Below are 7,667 nucleotides of genomic sequence, written 5' to 3' on the forward strand. Positions count from 1 at the left end.
TACTTAATTATGGGTCGTCGTTGGAGTTGTTTCGTCTTCCTCGTTTTTGGAAAGGACAGGCGTGAGTCTCCGGTTCGTTGAAATATAACTGTATATGGCCGGTACGATGTACATCGTCATCAGTGTAGAGATAAGCATTCCGCCTACTACTGCCGTACCCATGGCAATACGCTGGTTACAACCTTCACTGGTGGCAAAAGCAAGTGGAATAAGCCCCAATATGGTAGATGCACTTGTCATCAGGATGGGGCGCAGGCGTTGCAGAGAAGCGTCTTTGATGGCACTCATCTTGTCTTCGCCGCTTTCTTGCTTCTGATTGGCAAACTCCACAATAAGGATACCATTCTTTGCTACCAGTCCGATAAGCATAATAATACCAATCTGGCTGAAAATGTTCATTGTTATTCCGCCGAAGTGCATGAAAATCAGGGCACCGGCAATGGCGAGCGGTACTGTCAGCATCACGATTAATGGGTCTTTGAAACTTTCAAACTGGGCGGCCAGAATCAGATAAATCAGGAAGATAGCCAGAATGAAGGCGAACATCAGGCTTGATGAACTTTCGCGGTATTCTTTTGAATCTCCGGTCAGTGCCGTACGGAACGAATCGTCCAGCGTCTCTTTGGCTATTTTATCCATTTCGTCCAGTCCCTGTCCGATAGTCTTGCCATCTGCCAGTCCGGCGGAAACAGTAGCCGATACGAAACGGTTGTAACGGTAGAGTTTCGGAGGAGCGATACCGTTTGTCAATTCTATCAGATTGTCAAGCTGTACCATGTCTCCGTTGTCACTGCGTACATAGATGGCTTTCAGGTCCGCAGGTTTGTTACGCTGCTGGCGATTGATCTCACCTAAAATCTCGTATTGTTTTCCATTCATATAGAAGTAGCCCATACGCTGTCCGCTCAATCCATATTGCAGGGTTTGGGCGATGTTGCGGGTACTGACTCCCATAATGCTGGCTTTATCACGATTGATGTTGATACGTGCTTCGGGTTTACTGAACTTCAGATCGACATCGGCCATTTGGAATACCGGATTTTCGTATACTTTTGCCATAAACTTCGGCAGTACTTCCTGAAGCTTTTCCAGATTGGTAGCTTGCAAAACATATTGTACAGGCATACCTCCGCGTCGTCCTCCAAACGAAGAAGACTGTTGCACAAACGAGCGTGCCATGGTCTTTTTCTGTACTGCTTTTGATAGTTTTTCGGCTACGTCCATCTGTGAATAGTCTCGGTCTTTCATATCTTTCAGTGTGATACGTACGTTGCCGCTACCACTCGAAACACGGGCAGTTACGGATTCTGCATCAGGAATAATGGAATCGACAAGGTCGTTGATGTCCTCTGTATAGTCTCGTATATATTCATAGGTTACGCCTTCTGCTCCGCGCGTACTGATACTGATTTGAGAACGGTCTTCCAGCGGTGCCATCTCTGCAGGAATATAGCCCCATAAGAATACAATGATTCCGATAGTAACGGCGATGACGGGTAATGCCAACCAGCGTTTCCGCAAAAATGCTGCCAGCGAACGGCTATATAGGCGATTCATTCCTTCAAAGAATGGTTCTGTTTTTCTATAAAACCAGTTCTGCTTTTCACGCTTTATCAGCAGTTTGGTAGCAAGCATCGGTGTGAAAGTCAATGCTGCAAAAGAGGATATAATAACCGATCCTGAAATAACCAGACTGAACTCCCGGAAGAGCCGTCCTGTCATACCATCCATGAACACAATAGGGAAGAATACGGCTACCAGCGTAATCGTAGTGGAGATAACGGCAAAGAAAATTTCTTTGGCTCCTTCGATTCCTGCCTCTTTCGGTGCCATACCCTGTTCAATCCGGACATAAATATTTTCGGTCATAACGATTGCATCGTCCACCACAAGCCCCACCGACAGAACTACTGCAAGCATCGAAAGCACGTTGATTGAGAATCCCGCCAGGTACATAACGAAGAATGCGCCAATCAGTGAAACGGGGATCACAATACACGGTACGAGTGTCACGCGCCAGTCGCGCAGAAAAAGGAAAATGATGATGATAACCAGTACAAATGCTTCGTATACCGTTTGTTTTACTTCATTGATGGAAGCACGGATAAATTTGGTATTATCGAATCCATAGTTGTAGTGTACATCCTCCGGAAGATCTTTTTGCATTCTTTCCATACGGTCGTACACTGCATCGGCAATCTTGATATGATTAGCCCCCGGTTGGGGGATGACAACTACACCAACCATGGGGACTCCGTTCATTTTCATGTAACTTTTGATGTCCGCCGGACCCAGTTCGGCGCGACCAATATCACTGAAACGAACAATCTGATTCTTATCCTCTCTGATAATGAGGTCGTTGAACTCTTCTGCCGTATGCATCAAACCCAACGTACGGATCGTCAGTTCTATGGTGTTTCCTTCGATACTACCTGAAGGCAATTCCACATTCTCCTTGTCCACTGCGTTCTTTACGTCGATAGGCGTGATACCGTAACCGGACATCTTGATAGGGTCCAGCCACAAACGCATGGAATAACGTTTTTCACCCCAGATAGATACGCTACTTACATCGGCAATTGTCTGAAGCTGTTCCTTTACGGTAAGATCGGCTATTTCACTCAGTTCCAGTAGCGAACGTCTTTCGCTCTGGAGGGCTACCATGAGGATAGGCATGGCATCGGCATCGGCTTTTGATACCGTAGGAGGATCACAATCGCGGGGCAGGTAGCGCTGGGCACGTGATACTTTGTCGCGCACATCATTGGCCGCTGTTTCCAGATCGACAGAGAGCTCAAACTCTACCGTAATACGGCATTGTCCCTGCTGGCTGACACTCGACAGAGAGCGAATACCGGGAATACCGTTGATGTTCTGTTCCAGTGGTTCTGTGATCTGATTTTCAATAACATCAGCGTTTGCACCGGGGTAGGAGCAGGATACCGATATAATGGGATTATCCACCGACGGATACTCGCGTACACCAAGATAGCTGTATCCGATGAACCCGAAGAGGAGGATAATAATTGTCAGTACCGTCGATAATACCGGCCGGCGTATGCTTAATTCGGATATATTCATAAGGCGGCTGGTTTAATCAATGTTATCAAGAGTGACAGGCAATGCTGTACGAAGTTGCAGTGTTCCCGAAGTTATAATAGTATCGCCTACTTGCAGACCTCTTAGTACCTGTACTTCAGCTTCGGTACGTATACCGGTGGAAATTTCTACCGGCTGTGCTTTTCCGTTTTTGTAAAGGTATATTTTGTCTTTTCCCATTTCGGGGACAATCGCTTCCGAAGGTACTGCAATTGCATTGGGGATCTCTTCTTTCTTTAAATGAACGCTTACGTAACGACCGGGAAGTACGGTACCATTACTGTTGGGGTAGAGTGCACGTATGGTCAATGAGTGCATCTCACTGATTTTTGACTCGGTGGCATATACTTTGGCATCGAATCCGTCAAGTTGTCCTTCGAGGTGGAAGGTCAGGTTTGCTCCTTTTTTAACTTGGCCGGCATAACGCTCTGGTACTGCAAACTCTACTTTCAGCGGAGATATTTTGGTTAATTTGGCTACAATGGTACTGGGAGAGGCATAGGCTCCGACGCTGACTTGTCGCAGACCGATAACGCCGTCAAACGGGGCACGGAGTTCTGTCAGTGCTATGTTTGCCTTGACAATATCTATATCGGCATTCAGTGTGGCAAGTTCTGTTTTCACCTGTTCATAAGCTTCTTTGCTGACAGCATCTCTTTCCAACAGAGCATTCTGGCGAAAGACACGGTCTTCTGCCAGTTTCAGTTGAGACACAAGGCGCTGTAGTTGTGCTTGTAGTTGCCGGTCGTTTACTTTAGCCAATAGCTGGCCTTTTTTTACGGCACTACCTTCTTCAAAGTTGATTTCTACAATCTTTCCCGATGTTTCAAATGAAAGGTCAACCTCTTCGTCGGGTAGCAGGCTACCGCTGATACGTATTTCATCTGTAAGCAATTGCGGTTTTATAATCCGCGCATTTACATTCAGAATCTTTTTACCTCCCTTTTGACTTAGGGTTACTTTGTCGGCTGCTGCCAGTTCGGCGTTTTGTTTAGGCATTTGCGAGTAGATGCCACCTCCTATCAATCCGGCGCCTACAATGATAATAATACCCCATTTAATCCTCTTGTCCATGTATGTTTTATATTATAGGTACGCGATGTGGTGTTGTGTACCTGTTAAGTATAGTATATAACGTCTTAATTTAGACAGGCGATTGGGAAGATAGTTTAATACGCAGTGAGTGAAAAAGAGTTAATAATTTAATAGGCGGCACGGTATTTTCCCTCTTCTTTATCTTCAAGCATATTCAGATAAGAAGTGTAACGTGATTCGCTGATGTAATGTTGTTCTACGGCCTGCCGGACTGCGCAGCCGGGTTCGTGCCTGTGAGTACAGTTGTTGTATTTGCAGTCAGCAGAAAATTTGAATATTTCCGGGAAGTAATGTCCTATTTCTTCTTCTTCCATGTCGAAGGTTCCGAATCCTTTGATACCCGGAGTGTCGATGATATAGCCTCCGTCTGCTACGGCAAACATTTCGGAGAAAGTAGTAGTATGCATTCCTTTATTGTGATATGCAGATATTTCAGCGGTCTTTACTTCCTGTTCCGGAAGTATGGCATTGATCAGAGTCGATTTCCCCACTCCCGAATGCCCGGAAAATAGAGTAATCCGTCCTTTCAGTTCTTCTTTGATGATATCAATTCCTTCTCCCTTTTTAGCTGAGATTTTGAAACAGGGGTAACCGATATTCGTATAGAGATTGATGAGGCTGTCCAGATAGTGCAGTTCATCTTCATTGTAAACGTCTACTTTATTGAATATCAGCTTTACCGGTACACGATAGGCTTCTGCCGAGGCAAGAAAACGGTCGATGAAAATTGTGGATGTTTCAGGGTAGTTCACCGTCACCACCAGCATACACTGGTCAAGATTGGCAGCAAGGATATGAGATTGTTTAGAAAGATTGGAGGAACGGCGAACGATGTAGTTCTTTCTGTCTTCTATTTCGCTGATAAAAGCAGTACCCTCCTGATTTAGTATGATTTGAACACGATCGCCCACGGCAACAGGATTGGTACTTCGTATTCCTTTCAGACGGAAATTCCCTTTTATCTTGCATTCGATAAACAGCCCGTCATCAGTCTTTACCTGATACCAGCTCCCTGTATTCTTTATTACCAATCCTCTCATCATCCTTTAGTAGTCAAGTAGTGAGTAGTCAAGTAGTTAAGTAGGATATAAACAGAAAAATCTGCTACTTGCTACTTAACTACTTGACTACTTAACTACTAATTTACACTGTCATAATTTCTTTGTCCTTTTCAGCCAGCATATCATCAATCTGCTTGATATACTTATCATGGATTTTCTGCAGTTTAGCTTCTGCATTCTTCTGTTCGTCCTCTGCAAGACCTTCTTTCAGGGCTTTCTTCAGTGTGTCGATACCGTCACGGCGGGCATTACGTACGCTTACTTTAGCTGTCTCACCTTCAGCTTTACACTGTTTTGCCAGTTGCTTACGACGTTCCTCTGTCAAAGGAGGGATACCAATACGGATGATCTCACCATTGTTCTCGGGCATAATACCCAGATCAGAATCAATAATTGCTTTTTCAATGATACGGAACATACCTTTATCCCACGGTTTGATAGTAATGCTACGTGCATCCGGAGTGGTTACGGCAGCTACATTACTAATAGGTACCATGCTTCCATAAGAATCTACACGGATTCCATCCAGCAATCTGGTACTTGCTTTACCGGCGCGGATGTGAGCCAGTGCCTCTTCCAGGTACATAATGGCCATATCCATTTTCTCTTGTGAATCGTTGATACAAGTCTTTACGTCTATCATATTCTTTTGCTTTATATAGTTTACTATTTACTGAATGAAAAACAAAAGTAGATTATTTTTTGCTTATCTGCAACAATAATGGAAAGAGAAAGCAGGCTGTTAGTTATAAATAATGAAAATGGCGAGGAAACCGGCTTTGTTTTCTAATTAAATGACCGTATCATTGAAACGCAGATTATCGTAAATTCACACAAAGAATATCGGCTCTCAACTACAGTAAATCATCTAATTTACGATAATCTCCGATCATTTGCGTTTTAATAAAACGCTGTCATAGTATGAATTAAAATGGATATAAAGAAGAGAACGCAAGCTGTATGTTTTATATACCCTGTGTTCTCTTCTGTGTCAAATATGACTAATAAATCAATTGTGTACCACCGTACCAATTTCTTCTCCGCTGATTACTTTTTTCAGATTTCCTGCTGTATCCATATCGAATACTACAATCGGGAGATTATTTTCCTTGCACATGCAAGTAGCTGTAAGGTCCATCACCTTCAAACCACGTTTCAGCACTTCATCATAAGTGATATCATCGAATTTTGTAGCAGTAGGATCTTTTTCCGGATCGGCGGTGTATATCCCGTCTACACGGGTACCTTTCAACATTACGTCGGCTTCTATTTCGATGCCGCGCAGAGAGGAACCGGTATCGGTTGTGAAGAACGGATTGCCTGTTCCGGCGGACATGATAACGATTTCACCGGCTTCCATATATTCAATCGCCTTCCACTTGCTATAGAATTCGCCGATAGGCTCCATGCGGATAGCTGTCAGTACGCGGGCCTTTTCGCCGGCGGCAACGAGGGCTGAGCTAAGGGCAAGGCTATTCATAACTGTTGCCAGCATACCCATTTGATCGCCTTTTACACGGTCGAAACCTTTGCCGGCTCCTGTGAGCCCACGGAAGAAGTTTCCACCACCTATGACGATGCCTATTTGTACACCTTGTTCATGAATCTCTTTTATCTGTGCTGCATACTCAGCGAGTCTTTTCTCGTCGATTCCACTCTTTTTTTCTCCCATCAGGCTCTCACCACTGAGCTTCAACAGGATTCTTTTGTATTTTGCCATATTGTTCTTATAATTAGTTTGCGCAAATATACATGATTATTTTGCCATAATCACGCAGATTAGTATACTATTTGACTCGAATCTGAATAGACATGAATACTTCCCGCACGGGGAGGTATACTAAGCGATGATTCATTGAAACGCAGATGAACGCAGATTTTCGCAAAGAGAAACAAATAGATAATAAAGATCCACAGTCTTTTAATCTGCGTTAATCCGCGTTTCATTAAAGATTTAAAACTCCGTGTTCTCTGCGTCCTCTGTGGTGAAATGCACTTAAAACCCTATTAGGTAGTGAATATTATCGGGCGTATCTTTTTGATATCGGAAGTCCCTCGAAGCAGTATCGTTATCCTTCCCCGGTATTGCACTTTGTCTTTCTCAGAAAGGAACGTTCCTTTTCCCTGTGGGCAGTGTTGTTTTACATGTACATCTAAAGCGGTACGACATGCACATGTGGAGCTGCACGACATGCACATCTCGTACTGCTTTACATGTACATCTAAAACAACGTTACATACCGGAGATCAGGGCCGACGCATTAAATAATTTACTATTGCATATGTACTTTTCTTGTTGTTATTTAATTGAATATTAATTATTTAGCATTGTTTTGTTTATATTTCGTATATTTACATGGTAATATTAAACAGTAATTGACATGAAAATAGGTATAATTGACATTTGTAAGC

General features: G+C 43.7%; 5 protein-coding genes. All 5 read right to left on the minus strand.

The window, feature by feature from the left end:
• Positions 1-3: 3 nt before the first annotated feature.
• Positions 4-3,081, minus strand: a complete 3,078-nt coding sequence (locus ACESQI_RS16720; RefSeq protein WP_007484000.1) for an efflux RND transporter permease subunit — start codon at positions 3,079-3,081, stop codon at positions 4-6.
• 12 nt (positions 3,082-3,093) lie between these two features.
• Positions 3,094-4,173: an efflux RND transporter periplasmic adaptor subunit gene (locus ACESQI_RS16725; RefSeq protein WP_002559224.1), complete on the minus strand. Its 1,080-nt coding sequence runs from the start codon at positions 4,171-4,173 to the stop codon at positions 3,094-3,096.
• Between the two features lie 128 nt (positions 4,174-4,301).
• Positions 4,302-5,234, minus strand: a complete 933-nt coding sequence (gene rsgA, locus ACESQI_RS16730) for a ribosome small subunit-dependent GTPase A (protein ID WP_007484001.1) — start codon at positions 5,232-5,234, stop codon at positions 4,302-4,304.
• A 103-nt stretch (positions 5,235-5,337) separates the two neighbouring features.
• Positions 5,338-5,898 carry a ribosome recycling factor gene (gene frr / locus ACESQI_RS16735; protein ID WP_002559226.1) on the minus strand — a complete coding sequence of 187 codons (561 nt, stop codon included), beginning with the start codon at positions 5,896-5,898 and terminating at the stop codon, positions 5,338-5,340.
• A 366-nt stretch (positions 5,899-6,264) separates the two neighbouring features.
• The gene (pyrH, locus tag ACESQI_RS16740) at positions 6,265-6,975 is read right to left on the minus strand and encodes a UMP kinase (protein ID WP_007484002.1); all 711 of its coding nucleotides are present in this window, start codon (positions 6,973-6,975) and stop codon (positions 6,265-6,267) included.
• Between the last annotated feature and the right edge of the window lie 692 nt (positions 6,976-7,667).

It is taken from the genome of Bacteroides sp. HPS0048, assembly GCF_964240755.1.
Lineage (GTDB): Bacteria > Bacteroidota > Bacteroidia > Bacteroidales > Bacteroidaceae > Bacteroides > Bacteroides nordii.

Coding starts and splice junctions, on each gene's coding strand:
- ACESQI_RS16725 (WP_002559224.1), bottom strand. CDS start 4,173: ATGGACAAGAGGATTAAATGGGGTATTATTATCATTGTAGGCGCCGGA.
- pyrH (WP_007484002.1), bottom strand. CDS start 6,975: ATGGCAAAATACAAAAGAATCCTGTTGAAGCTCAGTGGTGAGAGCCTG.
- rsgA (WP_007484001.1), bottom strand. CDS start 5,234: ATGAGAGGATTGGTAATAAAGAATACAGGGAGCTGGTATCAGGTAAAG.
- frr (WP_002559226.1), bottom strand. CDS start 5,898: ATGATAGACGTAAAGACTTGTATCAACGATTCACAAGAGAAAATGGAT.
- ACESQI_RS16720 (WP_007484000.1), bottom strand. CDS start 3,081: ATGAATATATCCGAATTAAGCATACGCCGGCCGGTATTATCGACGGTA.